Source organism: Staphylococcus sp. FSL K6-0223 (assembly GCF_038008285.1).
Map to the genome: position 1 here is coordinate 1,667,951 of NZ_JBBOYX010000001.1, position 17,477 is coordinate 1,685,427.

16 protein-coding genes are annotated in these 17,477 nt (G+C 30.1%); 8 read left to right on the forward strand and 8 right to left on the reverse strand.

Going from position 1 to position 17,477, the window contains the following annotated elements:
• Window positions 1-22: 22 nt before the first annotated feature.
• On the reverse strand, window positions 23-1,192 hold the full coding sequence (locus MHI13_RS08185) for a serine hydrolase domain-containing protein (RefSeq protein WP_017175780.1): 1,170 nt from the start codon (window positions 1,190-1,192) through the stop codon (window positions 23-25).
• 362 nt (window positions 1,193-1,554) lie between these two features.
• Between MHI13_RS08185 and MHI13_RS08190 the strand changes: the two genes are divergently transcribed.
• The 4 genes from MHI13_RS08190 to MHI13_RS08205 all read left to right on the forward strand — a co-directional run bounded on the left by MHI13_RS08190 (window position 1,555) and on the right by MHI13_RS08205 (window position 8,012).
• The gene (locus MHI13_RS08190) at window positions 1,555-2,793 is read left to right on the forward strand and encodes an LCP family protein (protein ID WP_054105424.1); all 1,239 of its coding nucleotides are present in this window, start codon (window positions 1,555-1,557) and stop codon (window positions 2,791-2,793) included.
• A 19-nt stretch (window positions 2,794-2,812) separates the two neighbouring features.
• The gene (locus MHI13_RS08195; protein ID WP_002448219.1) at window positions 2,813-3,283 is read left to right on the forward strand and encodes a DUF2538 family protein; all 471 of its coding nucleotides are present in this window, start codon (window positions 2,813-2,815) and stop codon (window positions 3,281-3,283) included.
• A gap of 117 nt (window positions 3,284-3,400) precedes the next feature.
• Window positions 3,401-3,820 carry a GNAT family N-acetyltransferase gene (locus tag MHI13_RS08200; protein ID WP_017175782.1) on the forward strand — a complete coding sequence of 140 codons (420 nt, stop codon included), beginning with the start codon at window positions 3,401-3,403 and terminating at the stop codon, window positions 3,818-3,820.
• A gap of 151 nt (window positions 3,821-3,971) precedes the next feature.
• A complete protein-coding gene (locus tag MHI13_RS08205) occupies window positions 3,972-8,012 on the forward strand; it encodes a glucosaminidase domain-containing protein (RefSeq protein WP_070654020.1) in 4,041 nt (1,346 codons plus the stop codon).
• Between the two features lie 176 nt (window positions 8,013-8,188).
• Here the strand turns inward: MHI13_RS08205 and MHI13_RS08210 are convergent, their stop codons facing one another.
• A complete protein-coding gene (locus tag MHI13_RS08210) occupies window positions 8,189-8,608 on the reverse strand; it encodes a MarR family transcriptional regulator (protein ID WP_002448073.1) in 420 nt (139 codons plus the stop codon).
• Window positions 8,609-8,876: 268 nt separating this feature from the next.
• Here MHI13_RS08210 and MHI13_RS08215 point away from each other — a divergent pair, with 268 nt between their 5' ends.
• Window positions 8,877-10,052, forward strand: coding sequence for an aminotransferase class I/II-fold pyridoxal phosphate-dependent enzyme (locus MHI13_RS08215; protein WP_054105422.1), 1,176 nt, complete (start codon window positions 8,877-8,879; stop codon window positions 10,050-10,052).
• Between the two features lie 51 nt (window positions 10,053-10,103).
• On the opposite strand, the gene menB is transcribed toward MHI13_RS08215, so the two are convergent.
• The 4 genes from menB to MHI13_RS08235 are packed head-to-tail and all read right to left on the reverse strand — an operon-like array spanning window position 10,104 to window position 14,732.
• Window positions 10,104-10,922, reverse strand: coding sequence for a 1,4-dihydroxy-2-naphthoyl-CoA synthase (gene menB, locus MHI13_RS08220; RefSeq protein WP_002448062.1), 819 nt, complete (start codon window positions 10,920-10,922; stop codon window positions 10,104-10,106).
• Window positions 10,915-11,718, reverse strand: coding sequence for a 2-succinyl-6-hydroxy-2,4-cyclohexadiene-1-carboxylate synthase (gene menH / locus MHI13_RS08225; RefSeq protein WP_054105421.1), 804 nt, complete (start codon window positions 11,716-11,718; stop codon window positions 10,915-10,917). The genes menB and menH overlap by 8 nt, the downstream gene beginning before the upstream one ends.
• Window positions 11,705-13,375 carry a 2-succinyl-5-enolpyruvyl-6-hydroxy-3-cyclohexene-1-carboxylic-acid synthase gene (gene menD, locus MHI13_RS08230; protein ID WP_025987184.1) on the reverse strand — a complete coding sequence of 557 codons (1,671 nt, stop codon included), beginning with the start codon at window positions 13,373-13,375 and terminating at the stop codon, window positions 11,705-11,707. The genes menH and menD overlap by 14 nt, the downstream gene beginning before the upstream one ends.
• Window positions 13,365-14,732 (reverse strand): isochorismate synthase, encoded by a 1,368-nt coding sequence (locus MHI13_RS08235; protein ID WP_017175788.1) that lies wholly within the window; start codon window positions 14,730-14,732, stop codon window positions 13,365-13,367. The genes menD and MHI13_RS08235 overlap by 11 nt, the downstream gene beginning before the upstream one ends.
• A 180-nt stretch (window positions 14,733-14,912) precedes the next feature.
• On the opposite strand from MHI13_RS08235, the gene MHI13_RS08240 reads away from it, so the two are divergent.
• Window positions 14,913-15,851, forward strand: coding sequence for a 1,4-dihydroxy-2-naphthoate polyprenyltransferase (locus MHI13_RS08240; RefSeq protein ID WP_049379560.1), 939 nt, complete (start codon window positions 14,913-14,915; stop codon window positions 15,849-15,851).
• Between the two features lie 47 nt (window positions 15,852-15,898).
• Here the strand turns inward: MHI13_RS08240 and MHI13_RS08245 are convergent, their stop codons facing one another.
• The gene (locus tag MHI13_RS08245) at window positions 15,899-16,450 is read right to left on the reverse strand and encodes a GNAT family N-acetyltransferase (RefSeq protein ID WP_017175790.1); all 552 of its coding nucleotides are present in this window, start codon (window positions 16,448-16,450) and stop codon (window positions 15,899-15,901) included.
• 143 nt (window positions 16,451-16,593) lie between these two features.
• Between MHI13_RS08245 and MHI13_RS08250 the strand changes: the two genes are divergently transcribed.
• Complete coding sequence (locus tag MHI13_RS08250) at window positions 16,594-16,806, forward strand: TM2 domain-containing protein (protein WP_017175791.1); 213 nt, start codon at window positions 16,594-16,596, stop codon at window positions 16,804-16,806.
• 88 nt (window positions 16,807-16,894) lie between these two features.
• Window positions 16,895-16,993 carry an SAR1012 family small protein gene (locus tag MHI13_RS08255; protein WP_017175792.1) on the forward strand — a complete coding sequence of 33 codons (99 nt, stop codon included), beginning with the start codon at window positions 16,895-16,897 and terminating at the stop codon, window positions 16,991-16,993.
• A 67-nt stretch (window positions 16,994-17,060) separates the two neighbouring features.
• Here MHI13_RS08255 and MHI13_RS08260 read toward each other — a convergent pair whose 3' ends face one another.
• A complete protein-coding gene (locus MHI13_RS08260; RefSeq protein ID WP_002488353.1) occupies window positions 17,061-17,279 on the reverse strand; it encodes an IDEAL domain-containing protein in 219 nt (72 codons plus the stop codon).
• Window positions 17,280-17,477 lie beyond the last annotated feature (198 nt).

The following is a 17,477-nucleotide window of genomic DNA, read 5'->3' on the forward strand; positions in this document are numbered from 1 at the left end:
CTTTTAATATTTAATTTTACTCTTATTGATAATAAGATTGTTGATTTAGTATTTTATGATAAATATATGAGATTCGATTTTCATTTGTTACTTTAGAATTATCACCTATATTTGAAGCAAGTACGATGACATAATGTTGATTGAAATAGACGGTAAATATTTGTCCATAGAATACACCATTAATTCTGTTATATTGCGGTGTAACATAAAATCCGTAACGATAAGATTCAGGATATGCTGTTGTTCCTAATTGCTGAGTCAGTGGTATTGACACTGATTCACTAAAAATATTATTATTTTTTAAATTATTTACTAAATGAGCCATATCATATGTTGTCATATATAAATTACCCGCTCCATAATATTGAGCTAATATATTTGGTTTCATAGCAGTTAATTTACCGTCAATCATTTTATATCCTGTAGCCATATATTTTTTATATGGTTTTTCATTAAAGAAAGCACTATGTTGTAAACTAAATGGTTGTGCTAAATCATCATAATAATTCGCAGCATAGGGTTTATGTGTGACTACTTCTATTACTTGAGCAAGCACTAAGTAATTAGCATCATTATATAAATGTTTATGATAAAATTTTTCATCAATTCCCCTTGCTTGTATTGCATGTACTGCACCATCAAGACTTTTAGTTTTAGGAGAAGCTTCAAATTTATATAGCCCACTTCTATGTAACATTAGATCTTTTAAAGTTATCTTTTTTGTCGTTTCAAACCAAGGTAAATATTTAGTGACAGAATCATTTATATTCACTTTATTTTCATTTTCTAATTTTTTTAGAATTAATCCAGTTGTAAATTTCTGTGCGGAACCAATTAAATACATTGTATTTGGTGAGTTTTTAGTTTTATGATGAAAATTTTGATAACCGTATCCTTTATTCAACTTTAATTTACCATTTTCAAGAACTGTAACTGCCCCATTAAAATGAATTGCTTTTAAATATTCATCAATATTTTTGATATGTGGTTCTTCGACTTCAATTATCTTTAAATGTGGCAATTTCGATACATGATAATCTCTTTTTTGTAAATACGTTTTATTATCATTAATTTTGTTATATTCTGTATCTTTATGATTTGTTTTATATACTTTCATTAAGAATATAACGAATAATGTTACTAAGATGATTAAAACTATGATTAATGTTATTATTTCTATTCTTTTTTTCATTTGCTGCCTCATTACAATTTAATAAAAACTATTAACTCTACACTATTTTATTAATTTTTTATTCTTTCAATAAATTATATTATATATTATCCCCCCTAAAATATCATCTTTAATATATCTTACTCCGACTATTTTTTATTACATCATTCTTTAGACCGATAAAGTAAATTTTCAAGCCTGCTTCATTGTAAATAAAAGTTTTTAAACATTATCTTTTTATATTAAAATTAAGTTGTAATTTTAGCCAATTAGTAATACAATTTATGGCTATGGGAGTAATAATTATTATTCTTTTATATTAAAATGGTATGATTAAATTATTAACTTATTTTTTTAATAAATACGTATAGGAGCACATAATTATGAATCGTTTTTTAAAATATTTTATGATGCTATTAACATTATTACTTATTGTTGTTCCTGTCATTTTTATTGTCAATTTATATCATCATTCTGAGAATGCTTTGCAATCTTCATATAATAAATCTGATGCAAAACGTCATTCTACTTTAAGAAATAGCAAAATAAATCCTTCTAAAAACGCTATATCAATATTATTTCTTGGGATAGACGATAATGAAGGTAGACGTAAAAATGGTCAAACGACTGAACATTCAAGAACTGATTCAATGATTTTAGCAACACTTAGTCCAAATAAACAACAAATCCGTTTATTAAGTATTCCTCGTGATACAATCAGTTATATTCCTAAAGTAGGTTATTACGATAAAATTACACACGCACATGCCTATGGAGGTCCTATTGCTACTATGGATACTGTTGAAGCCACACTTAATGTCCCTGTCGACTATTATGTTCGAATTAATATGGATGCCTTTGTTCAAGCGGTAGATAAATTAGGTGGTATTTATTACGATGTACCTTATGATTTAGATGAACCTAACACAGATGATACTGGAAGAATCAAAGTTAAAAAAGGGTATCACAAATTAAATGGTGATGAAGCTTTGGCTGTAGCACGCACGCGTCATCACGATTCAGATTTAAAACGTGGCGAGAGACAAATGGATTTAATCAAAATTTTATTTCAGAAAGCAAAAAATTTAGATTCATATGACAGACTAGATGAACTCGTTCAAATAGTAGGTAAAAATGCTAAACATAACCTAACAACAGAAGAAATTAAATCGATAGCTTCAATTTATTTATCTGATAATATAGACTTTAAAAAGTCTCAACTTAAAGGTGACAATGATTATTTAAATGGTATCTACTATTATCACCCTAGCATTAAGAGCATATTAAAATATTCAAATTTATTGCGTTCTGATTTAGGACTATCTAAAATAACAGATAAGAATGATTTATTGGATGAAAGAGTCATTAAACATTATGGCAATCTAGTACCGTTAACACCTATTGATTCGTTTCTGTTAGAAAATAATCAAAAAGATACCACAACAGATGAAAACTCTATTCAAAATAATGATACTAACCCTTCTACGCAATCACAATCAGAACAAAATCCATCTGATAGTACTATGGTTCAGCAAGATCAAACGAGTAATCAAGTCAATAGCAACAATCTAGACAACTCAAACGACTTCAACAATCAAAATGAAATAAATCAATTATATTAATTTGAGAGGAGCACGTAGAATGTCACGCAAAACATATGAAAAAATTGCTAATATTAACGGTATGTTTAACGTATTAGAACAACAAATTATTCATAGTCAAGACATGGCTTTATTTAGAAGTGAATTCTTTTATGTTAATCATGAACATCGTGAAAACTATGAGGCATTATTAGTATACTATGGTGAAAATTCAGTGAATCCAATTGTAAATGGAGCTTGTTACATTGTTGCTTTACCTGAAATTTTTAATAAAGTAGATGTATTTGAATCTGATTTACCCTTTTCTTGGGTATATGATGAAAATGGAATTACAGAAACAATGCAAAGCATTAGTATTCCTTTGCAATATTTAATTGCAGCTGCTTTAGAGGTGACAGACGTTAATCTTTTTAGACCTTCAGGTTTCACTATGGGTATGAATAACTGGAACATCGCACAATTAAGGATCTTTTGGCAATATTGCGCAATTGTTCGCCAAGAAGCATTATAATTTATTACTCCTTTTTACTTTTTAGTAAAAGGAGTTTTTTTTCTATATTTAAATAATATAAAATGATTCTATACAATGATTGAGTTTATTTAATTTAAGAGAGTAGGTAAATGTCACATGTTTAGAGAAGTAATTAATCAATCTATGCTTTCTGACTGTTTTGAAATTAGAAAGTCAGTTTTTGTAGAAGAGCAAGGGGTTCCATTAGAAAACGAATTAGATGCATTTGAAAATACTTCTACTCATATTATTGGATATCACGATAATCATCCATTTGCTTGTGCACGATTTCGTCCATATGAAGATGGTATAAAAGTAGAACGTGTAGCAATTTTAAAACCTTATCGCAATAAAGGATTCGGTAAAACATTAATGAACACGATTGAAAGTATTGCAAAACGAAAACATCATCATAAACTTATTTTAAACGCACAACTACAAGCTAAACCGTTCTATGAAAAACTAGGTTATGTTAGTATTGGTCTTCCTTTTCAAGAAGAAAATATTGTTCATATTAAAATGTATAAAATAATTTAAATTATATTTTTCGATACTTGAATTCCATTTACACCAGCTAGATATTTTTTAAAAACAAAATTAAATTTAGTTTACAAATTAGTTAAAAATAATTACTCTTACTTTTCTTGACGTTATAATAAAAAAGTAAATTAAAAAAGGAGCAACTATTATGTCGAAAAAATTTAGCTTTAAATTCCCATCAATGATCGCCCTTACTTTATTTGGTGCAGCATTTACTACACATCATGCTGAAGCCTCTGAAAACAAACAAGAGGCTGCTAATAATGTAATCGATGATCAACAAAATATTGAAAATGCCAATGTAGCTAAACATCAAGTCAGTAATGCAGCTCAAAATATCTCTGGGGTGCAAACTTACCAAGACCCTACATTAGTAAAATCAAATACTACTAATAATACATACACATATGATGCAAAATTAGATCACTTAAATCAATCAGCGTCATCTCAAAATAACTCAACGCGTTCTAATACTAATGATACACTTAAAAACAATGATACAATTTCAAATTATCAATCTGATAATACAAAACATAATAATAATGAAGTAGCTACTACCTCTACTACTTCAACTGATTCAACTAAATTAGTTACATCAGCAGAGTCTAATAATAAAATAAATTCAAATCATGTAACTACTGAAACACAACCAACTCATAATGAAAGTGCTCAAGTTTCAAATACACAAAAGTTAAATACAGATGAGCCTAAAACAACATTAAATAACGTAGATAGTCAAAACAATAGCATATCAAAAACTCAATCAAGCACTACTTTCGTTAATAATAAGCAACAAAAAGTAGATGATGATACGACAACGACAAATAATGACAATAATAAAGTATCAACATCTTCTACTTCTACTACTGAAAGTGACAGTACGTCTAACAATTTATCAAATAAATCAGACAACACTACAGTTAACAATGAAGATACTACTCTTCAAAATAATAATACTCAAACTTCACCAATGCATAATACTTTAAAAGTACGTGCATACAGTGCAGCTTTAAATAATACTAATGTTAATAATAAAACTACAACTTCAACTCAATCAAATGATGCATCTGTCTCTGACTCTACATCATCAGTGTATAAAGGTATCGGTGGAAAAGGTGGTCCAGCTACAGTAAGTACATATTCAACTACTTCTTCACTACCAAAATATGTACCACAAGTTAAATCTTCAATTAATAATTATATTCGCTCAAATAATTTGAAAGCTCCTTCGATTGAAGAACATTATACATCTTACTTCCCTAAATATGGGTATCGAAATGGAGTAGGAAAACCTGAAGGCATCGTCGTGCATGATACTGCAAATGACAATTCAACGATTGAAGGCGAAATTAATTATATGAGAAATAATTATACAAATGCGTTTGTACATGCATTTGTAGATGGAAATCGTATTATTGAAACTGCCCCTACTGATTATTTATCTTGGGGAGCTGGACCATATGGAAATAATCGTTTTATTAATGTTGAAATTGTTCATACACATGATTATGCTTCATTTGCACGTTCAATGAATAACTATGCAGATTACGCTGCTACACAATTACAATATTATGGATTAAAACCAGATAGTGCTGAATATGATGCTAAAGGAACAGTATGGACTCATTATGCTATTAGTCGTTATCTTGGAGGTACAGATCACGCTGATCCACATGCCTACTTGAGTAATCATAATTATAGTTATGATGAATTATATGATTTAATTAACGAAAAATATTTAATTAAAATGGGTAAAGTTGCACCATGGGGTACAACATCTACAAATAATTCAACTCCTACTACTAAACCAAGTGTAAATAATAAAAAATTAACAGTAACATCTAATAATGGCTTAGCTCAAATTAAATCAGATAATAGCGGTCTTTATACTACTGTATATGATTCTAAGGGAAAAACAACGAATCAAGTTCATAATACTTTAGCAGTTACAAAATCTGCACAGCTTGGTAAAGATAAATATTACCTAGTATCCGATTATAATAGTGGAAAATTATATGGATGGGTTAAACAAAGTGAAACGATTTATAATACTACTACTTCTAAAACAAAAGTAAATAAATCGTATACTATTAAACCTGGAACGACACTATACACGGTTCCATGGGGTAATTATAATCAAATTGCTGGAACAGTATCTAAATCAAATCAATCTCCATTTAAAGCGAGTACATCACAACAAGTAGGTAAATCAACTTATGTATATGGTTCAGTAAATGGTTTAACTGGTTGGGTAAGTAAATATTATTTAAATGATATTCAAAACAAAGCGGATACAACTAATGTACTTAATGTTTCTCAATTAAATAACACTTTAGGACAAGTAGCTAAAAAAAATAGTGGTGCTTACACAACAGTATATGACTCATCAGGAAAAATAAATCCTTCTATTAACGGTAATACTTATCGTGTAACTAAAAAAGCGACATTAAATAATAAAAACTTTTATTTGATTTCTGACTTTAATGGTAATCAATCACACGGTTGGATTCCTTCATCAGAAATTAATATTCAAACTACAACACCTATAAATGATGGTATTAAAAATTACAATATCAAAGGAAATAGTAATATATATGAAACACCTTGGGGCAGTTCGTCTCAAATTAAAGCAACTGTTCCTTCAAAGGGAGATGTTCTAAAATCTATAGACGCTTTAAAAGTAGGCTCAAATACGTATCTTCACGGTGTTATCAATAATGTTTGGGGCTGGATTTTATCAGACGATGTTCAAACTGTAAAAACGAGTCAAAAAACAAGTAGTGTTCAAACTGTTTCAAAAATTGCTCAAGTAAATTCAACAAATGATGGTATACGTTCAAGTATTTACGATGCAAGTGGTAAGCATGCAAAGCAATATGCTAACAAAACATATGTTGTAACTAAAGAAAAAAAATTAGATGATAATACATATGTTTTATTATCTAGTACTTCTGGAAATACCCCATTAGGTTGGTATAATGTTAAAGACTTAAATATTAAAAATTTAGATAAAGAACAAAAAGTGAAAGGTACTTATACTGTCAATCAAAATAATAAGGGCTTGTATACGATTGCTTGGGGCACTAATCAACAACGATTAGATAAAAACAACATTGCTAATCAAACTTTCACAGCTTCTAAATCGACAATTGTTGATGGTAAAACGTATTTATACGGTACAGTTAATAATCAAACAGGTTGGATTGCACTAAATGATTTAACTAACGCTTCATCTTTCGATACAGTAGAAGACTATAACGATGATTTAGTTATAACTAATGGTAATAGTTTTTACTATGACGACCCTACTTCAGCTAAAGGGTACTTACTCAAGCCATTTAATGAACAAATTTTTCAAGTTACAAAACGAAAAGTAGTAAATGGTATCCCTTGGTATTATGGTAAATTAAGTAATGGTAAATCAGTATGGATTAAGAAAAGCGATTTACAACAACAATTAGTTAAACTATCTAAAAACTATAGAACACTTGATGATGTCACTAAAATTCAACAAAATGTTTACGGTGCACCACCACAAGTTCAACGTAATAATAGCGGTTGGTCAAATGCAACGTATAGTGAAATTAAAAATGCGATGAACGCGAAAACACTTGCTAAACATCCAACTTTAAAATATCAATTTTTACGTTTAGATCGCCCACAATCATTATCTGTAGATCGTTTAAATCGACTACTTAAAGGTAAGGGAATGTTAGAAAACCAAGGTCAAGCATTTGCTAATGCTGCAAAATTGACAGGTGTTAATGAAATTTACTTAATTGCTCATGCCCTACTTGAAACGGGTAATGGCCAATCTAAACTTGCTAAAGGTGCAAATTTGGTTAATAATCAAGTCGTTTCTAATTCCCCTATTAAATACTATAATGTATATGGTATTGGTGCTTATGATTATGCACCACTTGTAAATGGAATTAATTACGCAAAACGATCTGGCTGGAATAGTATTTCTAAAGCTATTATTGATGGAGCTAAATTTATTGCTCAAGATTATATTAAATCTGGTCAAAATACACTTTATAAAATGCGTTGGAATCCTGATCAACCTGGTACACATCAATATGCTACTGATATTAATTGGGCAAATGTGAATGCTGAAGGTTTAAAATACTTATACGATCAAATTAATTCAGTTGGTAAATATTTTGAAATACCAGTATTTAATCAATAATACTACTTGGGAGTGAGACTGAATTCAGTTGCCCTTCAGTTATCGCCTACCCATACTTAAAAGAATCTGAGACACTTATTTCTGTCTCAGATTCTTTTTTGCTCTAAATTTTATATTTCATACAAGCACCCATCTTATTGGACTATGTTATAAAGAACAATAAGATGGGTGCTATGTTAGATATAAAGATGACGACTATTAAGTTTATTTAAAAGATGATTCAAATTATTGATTTCCTCTTCTGTTAAACATTGACATCTCGCTTCGATTAATTCACATCTTGCTATATTGATTTGTTTAATTAAATCTCTAGCTTCAGTTGTTAAACATAAATCCTTACAACGTAAATCTTCGTGTGACTGTTGACTTGTAATATAACCTTTATGAACTAATTTCTTTATCCAACGAGATACAATGGACTGCTCTCTACTAATCTTCATTGTTAAATCATATTGTGATAATCGATCATAGTTATAAAGAATTCTTAATAATTCCAGTTGGTCATTTGTTATATCAGTCCGTTGGCCAAAGCGTCTATTTACTAAATTAAGATCATTGTTTGTTAGGGTAATAAGTTTTTCTAGTTGATTATACATAGCTGTTCTACTCCACTCTAGTAATTGTTTATATTATAAAGTTAATTTTATAATTAGACAATACTATTCAATAAATTGACTAAATTCATTTTAATAATATGATATTATCTATTCATTATACACGATTTCTAATTTTTCTATTTAAATTGAGAGAAAATGAGATTTTATTAATTAAATATTATAAATAAAAATATGATATGATAATTATATTCTATTTCAAAGTAATGAGGTCATAATACTTTGAATGATTATATTTAGAGGTGTAAATATGAAATTAACTTTAAATTCAAATTCTAAGTTTTTAAGAGCGCCAAGTATCCGACAGTTTTCAAGTCGAATAAAAAATATTGACGACTGTGTTAATTTAACTATTGGCCAACCTGATTTTCCAATGCCTGATGTGGTTAAGCAAGCATATATTAATGCAATAAGTGAAGATAAAACAAGTTATTCACATAACAAAGGTCTTACTGAAACGCGTCAAGCGATTAGTCAATATTTTAAACGTAGATATGGATTTTTTTATAGCGAAGAAGAAATTATTGTTACAAACGGTGCAAGTGAAGCGTTAGATACATCGCTAAGAAGTATAATCGAACCTGGAGATGAAATTTTAATCCCTGGTCCTATTTATGCCGGATATATTCCATTAGTTGAAACTTTAGGTGGTAAACCTATTTATATTGATACCACACATTCTGACTTTAAGGTAACACCTGAGCTAATTGAAACTTACTTTACTAATCAAACTAAAGCAATTTTATTAAATTACCCTACTAATCCAACTGGTGTTATATTAGAGCGCTCAGAAGTTGAAGCCCTTGTACATTATTTAAAAACTAAAGAAATATTTATTATCAGTGATGAAATATATGCTGAAAATACGTTTACAGGAACACATACTTCTTTCGCAGAATATGAAGAGATACGTGACCAACTATTACTCATTGGTGGCTTAAGTAAATCACATTCAGCTACAGGCATCCGTATCGGTTTTTTAATCGGTCCTGAATATTTAATTGAAAAATTAACTTTCATGCATGCATATAACTGTATTTGTGCTAATGTTCCTGCTCAAATTGCTTGTATCACTGCATTAAATGAGGGCTTAGAAGCACCAAAATATATGAACAAAGCTTATATTGAACGCCGTGATTATTTAAAAGCTAAATTGTTATCTCTAGGATTCGAACTTGAAGCTCAACCTGAAGGTGCATTTTATATTTTCCCAAGTATTAAACGATTCACTAATAATGATTTTGACTTTTGTGTCAATGTACTGGAAGAGGCACATGTTGCGATGGTGCCAGGCTCTTCTTTCACAGATATAGGAAAAGGCTATATTCGTATTTCTTATGCTTATGAAATGAACGTCTTAAAAGAAGGTATGCGTCGTTTAGAATTATATTTAAAAGAACACTATCCTAACGTGTTAGATAATTAAAAAAAACGCAAGATTGACTAAGTCAATTTTGCGTTTTTTTATTACTATTGTTTATGGGAATTTAGGGAATTGATCAAAATCAGGATCGCGTTTTTCTTTAAATGCGTCACGACCTTCTTTTGCTTCATCAGTAGTATAATACAGTAATGTAGCATCTCCAGCCATTTGTTGTAAACCAGCTAAACCATCTGTATCTGCATTCATTGCAGCTTTTAAGAAACGTAATGCTGTTGGTGAATGTTTCATAATGTCTTTACACCAAGCTACTGTTTCATCTTCTACTTTATCTAAAGGTACTACAGTATTAACTAAGCCCATTTCTAATGCCTCTTGAGCATTGTATTGACGACATAAGTACCAAATTTCACGTGCTTTTTTGTGGCCTACGATACGAGCTAAGTATCCTGAACCATAACCAGCATCAAATGAACCTACTTTAGGTCCAGTTTGACCAAAGATTGCATTATCTGCAGCAATTGTTAAGTCACATACTACATTTAATACGTTACCTCCACCAATTGCATAACCTCTAACCATTGCAATAACTGGTTTAGGAATAACACGAATTAAACGTTGTAAATCCAATACATTTAAACGAGGAATTTGGTCTTCACCAACATAACCACCATGTCCACGTTTCTTTTGATCTCCGCCTGAACAAAACGCTTTATCGCCTTCACCTGTTAAGATAATAACAGAAACATTTTGATCATCACGTGCTCTAGTAAATGCATCAATCATTTCAGCTACTGTTTTAGGTGTAAATGCATTACGTACTTCTGGTCGGTTAATTGTTACTTTTGCAATTCCTTCGAAGAATTCATATTTAATTTCATCATATTCTTTTAGTGTTTCCCACTGTCTAGTCATTTTGCTCCTCCTTTAAAAAGCCTAATACTATTGTATCAAATTCCGCTTCATCTTCCACATGAATTGTGTGACCTACATTTTTTAAAATACGAATTTGATAGTTTTTAATTTCTTGTGCCATTTTTTTAGCAGTATTAACGAATTTTTCATCTAATTCTCCTGCTAGAATAAGGCAATCACTTTTTATACGCTTAATATCTCCCCATAAATTAGGCATATGTCCAGTCCCATAATCTCTTAAAGCTTTCGCTAATTTATTAGGATCCTGCGAAAGTCGCATACGACGCATTGCCTGTTTTTTATTATCATCTAATAGATATTGTGTTTGAAATAAAGGGAGTTTTTCCCAATCATTTACAAACACTTCAATTCCAGCTATTTCTAATACACGTCCACGTGCTTGATCGATAGCCTGTCGTTCTTTACGTAAGGCTTCGTCAGCAATGCCTGGCGATGTACTTTCTAATATTAACTGTTTGATTTCATATTGACCATATATTGTATAGTAAAGTGCTACGCGCCCACCCATTGAATAGCCTAATAAACTGAATTTATATTTCTCAAATTGAGATAAAACTCGATTTATTTGTTCCGTTATATACGGAAAGTCCCATGTTTGATCTATAGGTGAGTCATCTTTGCCATGTCCAGGTAAATCAATAGTTAAAATATTACATTGAGTAAGAAAAGCCTCTATATGATTCATATACGTTTGACTATCACTAATAAAACCATGAAGTAAAATTAATAATTGATTGCTTGGATGATCAGATTTATAAAAATTATAATGTAACATTTAAAATCTCACTCAATTTCTGATATAAAAGTTGATGTTGTTCTAAGTTATCTTCACGATTTGTAATCATTTCATATATATATGAATTCATATTTGAAAATGATACTTGAGAAAAATCGGTAATATTATTCAAACGTTTAAATGAAAAATCATATAACATGGCAGTATACTCAAAATTTAGTCCAGTTGGTGTACCAAATAGACGTTCAAAGTATTGCTCTGCTGCTGTTTTTTGAGGCAAATAAGAAAATATACCTCCACCATCGTTGTTAAGTATAACAATATTAATATGAATATCGTTTAATTTAGCCATTAATAATCCATTCATATCATGATAAAAAGCTAAATCTCCAATCAGTAATGTCACTCTTTTATGTACTGCCATACCTAAAGCAGTAGAAATAACGCCATCAATACCATTTGCACCTCGATTAGCATACACTTCTACTTCACTATCAAATAATAAATTATCTACATCACGAATAGGCATACTATTACTTACAAATAATGCATCATCTTTAGTGAGTTTTTGAATCAGTGTACTTACAAATGCTGATTCATCTGTCGCTTGAGACATATGTTGAGTGATTGCTTTACGAGATTGTGCTTCTATAGATTGCCAACGTTCAATCCAATCCTTACGATTTACTGTTGGTTCATTCACTAAACTTCTGAAGAAATCATTTGCTGATATTTCATATGAGATGTGTGGCGGTGTTGGAAATACATCAATTTTATCATTATTTTGAACTAATATTTGAAATGCATTTGTGCGTGTAAGCCATTGATTTAATTTTTTAGAAATAACTGGTTTACCTACACGTATAATAAAATCAGCATCAATATTTAAATGAGAACGGTATAATAAATCATATGTTGTAATAACATTAGGATGGTTAAACTTGCGTAATTGACTAAGTGGATCTGCAAGAATTGGTAAATCATGAATTGTAGCGTAAGTTAAAATTTGATCGACTGCTTGGTGCTGCATATCCCCTACAATAATAAGACCTTTCTTATCTTTTAATACATTTTTTATATCTTGTATATCTATATTTTTTTGATAATGAGGCAATATTTTATGTTCAGATTTTAAATTCTCAGTCATTTCAAGATCTGGTGTTAACGGTTCTCTAAATGGTAAATTAAAATGTATTGGACCACGGTGTGGACCATATAAATATTGACTTGCAATTTGCATTTGATAATTGATAGTATTGAGCATTTCTTGACTGCCATCAGCTACAGGCATATCAAATTGGAAGTTAATATAATTTGCAAACATATTGACTTGGTTAATCGCTTGTGGTGCGCCTACACTTCTAAGTTCGTGTGGACGATCGCTAGTTAATACTATAAGCGGTATACGGCTGATTTGACTTTCGGCTATAGCTGGCGTGTAATTAGCAGCCGCTGTTCCAGAAGTACATAAAATCGCAACTGGACGTTCGCTTCCTTTAATTAATCCTAAAGCAAAAAAAGCTGCGCTACGTTCATCAGGATGTATCCAAGTTTTTATATTTGGATGCGCTTCAAATGCAATCGCTAAAGGAGTCGAACGTGAGCCCGGACTAATAACGACTTCTCGCACACCATAGGCATATAACTCTGATGCAAATGTATAAACTTGTTTAGTTAAAGCTTCTTTATGATTCATTCTCATTCACTACTCCTAAAGCATTCATCATTGGTGAAAATTTCACCGACGTTTCTTCAACTTCACTTTCAGCATTAGAATCTTTTACGATACCACAACCTGCAAATAAAGTAGTTTGATTTTGTTTAATTAACATAGAACGAATAGCCACAATAAATTCACAATCATCATCTACATCGATATATCCAACTGGAGACCCATATAATCCTCGTGTGCCAAACTCATTTTTTTCAATATAATCAACTGCTTCTTTCTTAGGATAACCACCTAAGGCAGGTGTAGGATGCAACTCATCAATTAAACTAATATACGAATGATTCAATAATGTTCCTTTTATTTCAGTATACAAATGATACATATGATCATTTTTTAAAATATTAGGTTTTTGATTGTACTCTACATTTTCTACATAAGGTTCAATATCATTTAAAATACTTCTAACGACAAATTGATGTTCACCTAGATTTTTACTGTCTTGTAGAAATGCTTGAACATTTTTTTCATCTTTTTCAGCATCTTGTGTTCGAGGAATGGTTCCTGCTACAGCCTTCGTAGATAATACACCGTCTTCAACTTTTAATAATTGCTCTGGTGTTTGAGAGAAGAATACAGATTGGTTAGACTCTAGAATAAATAAGTAACTATTTTTCTCATTGTTTAACGCACGATTAAGTACATAAGGAATACTAATTGGCTTATCAAACTTAATTAAACGACGTCTCGCAAGCACTACTTTTTGATCTTTATCAAGTTGTTCAATCGTATGACTTACAAGATCTTTCCACTCATCAACATAAATATCTTCCATGCGTGTTACATTGCCTAAAGCTGTCTCTCGTTCTGTCGTATCGACTTGAGTATTTTCAAAATAATTAATAATTTGATTTAATTTTTCCATTTCAAATTGAGCTTTTTCAACTGTATATGTCAAAATGGTTTGATTGTTAACTGAAGAAATAAGTACTTCAGGTACCACAAAATGATTAATCCCAAATTCACGCCACTCATCATCAGACTTATGATTTGAAAATTGGAATCCCCCTACTATTTTAAGGTGATGCTTTTGCGTATTAACATGAATTAGTTCTACATCGTTTTTAAATTTTTCCCATTCCCGAAAGATAGATTGTTTATTTTCAAAGTTATTCTTAAATCTTTGAATTGCATGATAGCCGAAAAATGAAGACATATTATCGTTTAATCGCAAATAAAATCGATCTCCAGCTTGTTTTTCAGTTAAATTAAATAATTCACTTGGTGTTAAAGATTTATTTAACACGACTTCAACAGAAACCCAGTTTTTATTGCTTTCATATATAGATTCCATAATTTTGTCTTCCATTAGGTTGGCAGCCATTCATTTCACTTCTTTCATTATCTTTTTTTACTCATTAAAGTATTGTAACATTTTTCGTTATTCATCGTATCATAATTGCTTAATCAATTTAGAGAAATATTTCACGTTGATTGACCTTTCTTACCTATTCCTATAAAATACATATGTTAAAACTTTATATTATAAGAGGTAGATTACATTATGGCAGATCAATATCAACAATATTCAACTGTTAGAAAATATTGGCATTTAATGAGACCTCATACTTTAACCGCGTCTATTGTCCCTGTATTAGTAGGAACAGCGACAGCTAAACTTTTCTTACTGGGCAGTCAAGATCATATTAAATTCAGCCTATTCTTAGCAATGTTAATCGCATGCCTTTTAATTCAAGCAGCGACTAATATGTTTAATGAATATTATGATTTTAAAAAAGGATTAGACGATCATACATCTGTAGGCATCGGTGGCGCGATTGTTCGAAATGGTATGAGTCCAAAACTTGTCATGAATCTAGCAATTGCTTTTTATATTATTGCCGCTTTACTTGGTATATATCTAGCTGTTAATAGTTCATTTTGGATTATTCCAGTTGGTATTGTATGTATGGCAATTGGTTATTTATATACTGGTGGACCTATTCCTATTTCATGGACGCCATTTGGTGAATTATTCTCCGGATTATTTATGGGTATGATTATCATTTTACTTGCATTCTTTATTCAAACAGGTAATGTGAATGGTTTTATTGTTTGGATTAGCTTACCTATTGTCATTACAATCGGGTTAATTAATATGGCTAATAACATTCGTGACCGTGTTAAAGATAAAGCAAGTGGTCGTAAAACCTTATCTATTTTATTAGGTAAAAAAGCTTCTATTACGTTTATGGCAGCAATGTATATCTTAGCTTACTTAATCGTAATATTTACTGCTTTATTCAAATCAGGCGGCTCATTATTCTACTTGTTAGTATTATTCTCATTCCCAATGCCAATCAAAGCAATTCGTCGTTTTAATAAAAATGATACACCAGCAAGCATGATGCCAGCGATGGCAGCGACTGGCAAAACGAATACAGTCTTTGGTATTTTGTACGCTTTGGGTATTTATATCAGCGCACTTTTAGGTGGAATCTAATTTGTTTTAACTAGCATTGTGTTTTAACAATGCTAGTTTTTTTATTATTATATATATATCATATGTAGATAATCATGGCCATATAAATTAATATCTTCAACCCATTTGAAACCTAGTTGTTTATAAAGTTTAAGTGCTTTCTCATTATTATAATCACAATTTAAACTCCATTTTTTATTAAAACTTGTGGTGATCAAGTGTTCCAACAATTGTGTCGCAATACCTTGTCCTCTATAATCAGGCGATGTGACCACTGCTTCAATATACCACTCATCATTTTTAGCTTCTTTTATAGGTAAAGGTGTTCCAACTAATCTGATATCTTCTTCAAGAGGCAGTTGGTTCCATTGTTCTTCGTACTCCATTTCTTTTGAACCATCATAAGCGATAATACAACCGGCCACTTCATTATTCTTTTCATATACCCATATATTTTTATAATAGGTACGATAATGTACATTAACTATACTAAGTTCAAGCAAATTAATCATACGTTTTTTAGAAATTTCCTTTACAATGTCAAGTTCCATATCTTTCCATATTAAATAATAAAGTTTTGCAATTTGCTTATTATCACTTGGTGTCGCTTTTCTAATCATATTTATCCCTCCATCTACATCATACTCATCTTCTTACAAGAAATTAAATATTATAGTAAGTATAAACTGATTCTTTTATAAGTGACATTCTTGATTTTAGTCATAAATTACTTACAATATAAAAATAAGGAGGCATCCATAATATGAGAGTAAACAAAACATTATATGTATTATGTGCATTGTTCTTAGGTGGTGTTGGGATTCACAAGTTCTATGCAGATAAAGTTGGACAAGGTGTATTACATTTGGTCTTCTTTTGGACACTTATTCCAACAATTGTTTCGATTATTCATGGCATTATCATTATCTTTACTACTAAAGCTGATAATAATGGATATATTTTTATACCCAGATAAAAACAAGCGAAAGTTTTTAAACTTTCTTCTTTAAATTAAAGAAAATGGGGTATAAATTAATAATAGTTTTAAAAAGGAGAATGTGACTATGAAAAACTTTATTAAACGTATTGTGAGAACAATTATTACAGGCTATGTCTTAAAATGGATTAAAAATAAAATAGAAGGAAATTCAAAAAGAAAATAATTTAAAAAGGTCTATTCACTTTATTTTAGAGAATAGACCTTTTTATAGTGATTCATTGGAACCGGATTTACTCATTGAGAAATGCCTCCAAATGTTTTAATTCAGTAGTATATTGATTAAAATCATCTTCATTTCTATTAACCAAAGCTTCATCAATTAATGTTACAAGTTGTTTCTTTCTTTCTAAACGTAACGCTTCGTCAATCACAAGTTCTACACCTAAATCATTCACCGTCGTTACAAATTCTTCTAGTGTGGTATGTTTAACATTTGTATTGTAATACATAAGATTCACTACCTTTCTATTAATTTAAAAATAGTATACAAGCTTTTTATTTTGAAATCAATGAATATTCAGACTTTTCTAAATAAATTAGTGTAATTTTATTTTTAAATAATAACTTGACAACATATACTTTTTTTATATAATAATTTTATATTATTAATCACTCTTCGTGTTTAATAATAAATAATTAAATAAGGA

Excerpts from the sequence above, each read along its gene's own strand:
- MHI13_RS08185 (WP_017175780.1), bottom strand. The coding sequence starts at position 1,192 with ATGAAAAAAAGAATAGAAATAATAACATTAATCATAGTTTTAATCATC.
- MHI13_RS08190 (WP_054105424.1), top strand. The coding sequence starts at position 1,555 with ATGAATCGTTTTTTAAAATATTTTATGATGCTATTAACATTATTACTT.
- MHI13_RS08195 (WP_002448219.1), top strand. The coding sequence starts at position 2,813 with ATGTCACGCAAAACATATGAAAAAATTGCTAATATTAACGGTATGTTT.
- MHI13_RS08200 (WP_017175782.1), top strand. The coding sequence starts at position 3,401 with ATGTTTAGAGAAGTAATTAATCAATCTATGCTTTCTGACTGTTTTGAA.
- MHI13_RS08205 (WP_070654020.1), top strand. The coding sequence starts at position 3,972 with ATGTCGAAAAAATTTAGCTTTAAATTCCCATCAATGATCGCCCTTACT.
- MHI13_RS08210 (WP_002448073.1), bottom strand. The coding sequence starts at position 8,608 with ATGTATAATCAACTAGAAAAACTTATTACCCTAACAAACAATGATCTT.
- MHI13_RS08215 (WP_054105422.1), top strand. The coding sequence starts at position 8,877 with ATGAAATTAACTTTAAATTCAAATTCTAAGTTTTTAAGAGCGCCAAGT.
- menB (WP_002448062.1), bottom strand. The coding sequence starts at position 10,922 with ATGACTAGACAGTGGGAAACACTAAAAGAATATGATGAAATTAAATAT.
- menH (WP_054105421.1), bottom strand. The coding sequence starts at position 11,718 with ATGTTACATTATAATTTTTATAAATCTGATCATCCAAGCAATCAATTA.
- menD (WP_025987184.1), bottom strand. The coding sequence starts at position 13,375 with ATGAATCATAAAGAAGCTTTAACTAAACAAGTTTATACATTTGCATCA.
- MHI13_RS08235 (WP_017175788.1), bottom strand. The coding sequence starts at position 14,732 with ATGGCTGCCAACCTAATGGAAGACAAAATTATGGAATCTATATATGAA.
- MHI13_RS08240 (WP_049379560.1), top strand. The coding sequence starts at position 14,913 with ATGGCAGATCAATATCAACAATATTCAACTGTTAGAAAATATTGGCAT.
- MHI13_RS08245 (WP_017175790.1), bottom strand. The coding sequence starts at position 16,450 with ATGATTAGAAAAGCGACACCAAGTGATAATAAGCAAATTGCAAAACTT.
- MHI13_RS08250 (WP_017175791.1), top strand. The coding sequence starts at position 16,594 with ATGAGAGTAAACAAAACATTATATGTATTATGTGCATTGTTCTTAGGT.
- MHI13_RS08255 (WP_017175792.1), top strand. The coding sequence starts at position 16,895 with ATGAAAAACTTTATTAAACGTATTGTGAGAACAATTATTACAGGCTAT.
- MHI13_RS08260 (WP_002488353.1), bottom strand. The coding sequence starts at position 17,279 with ATGTATTACAATACAAATGTTAAACATACCACACTAGAAGAATTTGTA.